At 55.1% G+C, this 2,665-nt stretch carries 4 protein-coding genes and 1 pseudogene; 1 reads left to right on the forward strand and 4 read right to left on the reverse strand.

The annotated features are described in order from the left end of the window. Nucleotides 1–614: 614 nt before the first annotated feature. From F2S13_RS29045 to F2S13_RS29060, 4 genes and pseudogenes are all read right to left on the reverse strand, one after another. Nucleotides 615–848, reverse strand: coding sequence for an MbeD family mobilization/exclusion protein (locus F2S13_RS29045; protein ID WP_000137388.1), 234 nt, complete (start codon nucleotides 846–848; stop codon nucleotides 615–617). Between the two features lie 6 nt (nucleotides 849–854). Further along, nucleotides 855–1,415 (reverse strand): MbeB family mobilization protein, encoded by a 561-nt coding sequence (locus F2S13_RS29050; protein ID WP_000067488.1) that lies wholly within the window; start codon nucleotides 1,413–1,415, stop codon nucleotides 855–857. A gap of 322 nt (nucleotides 1,416–1,737) precedes the next feature. After that, nucleotides 1,738–2,103: pseudogene (locus F2S13_RS29945) on the reverse strand (relaxase/mobilization nuclease domain-containing protein); the annotation flags it as partial. Continuing rightward, a complete protein-coding gene (locus F2S13_RS29060) occupies nucleotides 2,093–2,431 on the reverse strand; it encodes a MobC family plasmid mobilization relaxosome protein (protein WP_425500259.1) in 339 nt (112 codons plus the stop codon). The pseudogene F2S13_RS29945 and the gene F2S13_RS29060, both read right to left, overlap by 11 nt. 47 nt (nucleotides 2,432–2,478) lie before the next feature. On the opposite strand from F2S13_RS29060, the gene F2S13_RS29065 reads away from it, so the two are divergent. Further along, on the forward strand, nucleotides 2,479–2,665 hold a 187-nt coding region (locus F2S13_RS29065), incomplete at its 3' end, for a Rop family plasmid primer RNA-binding protein (protein ID WP_166367320.1).

Below are 2,665 nucleotides of genomic sequence, written 5' to 3' on the forward strand. Positions count from 1 at the left end.
GGATTCTCCGCCTCCCCTCCACTCAACGCTGACACCGGTACGCGATAATTCTCTTTCTCGTAGCAAAATCATCCTCCAGATTGCGGTTGAGAATAGGTTCATGGTGCGCAATACGATTGCGCAGTTTTCGCACGGGACTTGTTAGCAGTAATGCTTCCCCCCGGGGACAAACGACAGAGATATACAACAAAGGCCCGCAATTAAAATACTCCGTATTTACCATAACGTCGCATTGCGCGTACCGCTTAAACGCGTTCAGCGCGATCACGGCAGCAGACAGGTAAAAACAGCAACAAACCACCCGAAAAACTGCCGCGATCGCGCCTGGTAAATTTTAACCTCATGCATAGTTATGCGCGAAACTGAATGACGATCAGTTTCGCACGTTCCAGCCGTCGAACGGGGAAAAATGGGGAGGTTTGGATATTGTTAATGCTAATGTACGTACATTAACATTGGCGCCATCCGGGTAGGGCGTGCCACAAACTGGCTCGATTTCAGGGGGTACCCCGGTCACATCCCCATTGACGGGCCACGCCAGATCCGCGCTTCGGGTTCCTGCTCTTCATGCCAGCGCCGGGCAAGCTCCTGCGCCTGACGCTCCTGTTCATCCCTTATCTGTTGTTCGTGATAAATAACCGACTCAAGCGGTCGACTTGTCCGGCTAATAGCTGCACCTGCTGACTCAAGTTCACGACACGCTCGTTCAGTATCGCGTTGTTCTGTTGCGTAACCGCGTGCATCTTCTGCAATTCTGCGAAGGCGCTCTCCCACTCGTTCAGCCGCCGCATATAGTCCTGTTGCAAATGCTCTAAGGCGTTCAGCAAATGCCCTTCCAGTTCCGTCATACTCGTTTACTCCCTGACCAGCCTCACGGCGTTCTTGTCGCCCACCGTCCAGGTGTTTTCCCCTTTCACCCCGTCCGGCAGCACCAGAAATTTCCCGTTCTCGCCATTGACGAACGTCACCCCCCAGGTTTTTGCCTCGAGTTTCGCCAGCGTGTTTTCCTGCTCTCTGATGGTCAAGATATTTTTCGCAATCCTGCTTTCCTGCCACTGAATCAGCCCCCAGCACCCCAGGAAAATGCCGCCCGTGACGCTGAGCGCGGTCAGCGCCGGAAACAGTACCCGCCCTTTGATCACCTGCCAGAGCAGGTTTTTCTGCTGCCGGGACAGTTCGGCCTCTGTGGTGCTGAGCTGCGTGCTCACGGTGGTGCTCAGCGTATCCAGTTGCTGTTTCACGGATGTTGTATGTTCGCTGATAGCGTCTCTGATTTTCTGCCTGTTTAAGCTCAGTGCCTTGTCTACAGACTCTTCTAGCTTCCTGAACTCGCTGTTCAGCATGTTCTCGGTAGAAGCGGCTCGCTCTTTCAGTTTCTTCTCGAAGTCCGTTCCCATTTGTAAAAGATTGCTCATACAGCGCCCCCTTTAGCCTGAGATTCCGCCCCCCCTCCGGGTCGGCAATACTGATACTGCTTCTGGTTGTCCTCACCACCTCAAAACCTGCCGCTGTGAGCGCCTCAGTGACATCCTGACGCGTTTTTATTGCTCCGGCACGGTAAAGCGCCTCAAGGCCCCGTGTAATCGCTTCTGCGGCCTCCTGTTTCGCTTTTGGCAGATTATTCGGTGTGACAAGCGTCCGTCTGTTCTCCGGTGCGTTCGGGTCACGCAGCCCGTAATGATGATTAACCAGCGTCTGCCAGGCATTTATCCTCGGCCTGTCCGCACGGTCGTAGTACGGCTGGAGGCGCTTACCGCTCTGTAGTTCCATGTTCGGAATGACAAAATTCAGTTCGAGCCGCCCCTTATCCTGGTGTTCCACCCAGAGAATGCTGTACTGGTCTTTTTCGAGACCGGGCATAAGAACACGCTCAAAGCTCGTCATCACTCTTTCGCGTTCACCCGGCGGTAACTCCTTCTCCGCGAACGACAGAACGCCTGACGTGTATTTCTTCGAAAATGGCGTGGCATCAATGAGTTCCCGGATTTCTTCCGGGTTACCCCGGAGCACCGTTGCGCCTTCGCGGTTACGCTCCCGCCCCAGCAGGTAATCGACCGGGCCACTTCCACCGCCTTTCCCCCTGGCATGAAATTTAACTATCATCCCGTCCCCCCTGTTCCCTGACAGCCTGCCGCAACTGGCGCAATTCACCCTCGATGGCCATCAAAGCGGCCACCACATGAACCCGGTCAATCGAAGACCAGTGGCCGCTGTGCACCTTCCGGGCTGTCTGGTTCAGATTGTTCCCGATGGCAGCCAGATGCCGCATCAATGGCGGCGATAGTGTCGGCAGCTTTCCTGTGCGCGCAACCGGCTCCCCCAGACAGACCCGCCGCATCCATTCCCCCAGCCGTTTACCCTCGCACCGTTCCAGTAACCGGGCGTGCTCCTCATCGCTAACCCGTATCGTGAGCATCTTCTCGCGTTTCATCGGTATCATTCCCCCTAAAAAATCCCCTATTAAGGAGCCTTAAGACCATGACCAAACAGGAAAAAACAGCCCTTAACATGGCCCGCTTTATCAGAAGCCAGACGCTGACCCTGCTGGAAAAACTCAACGAGCTGGACGCGGACGAACAGGCAGACATCTGCGAATCACTTCACGACCACGCCGACGAACTCTACCGTAGTTGCCTCGCACGCTTCGGCGATGACGGTGAAAGCA

The sequence above is a fragment of the Pseudomonas akapageensis genome, from assembly GCF_011355085.1.
GTDB classification, from domain to species: Bacteria; Pseudomonadota; Gammaproteobacteria; order Pseudomonadales; family Pseudomonadaceae; genus Aquipseudomonas; species Aquipseudomonas akapageensis.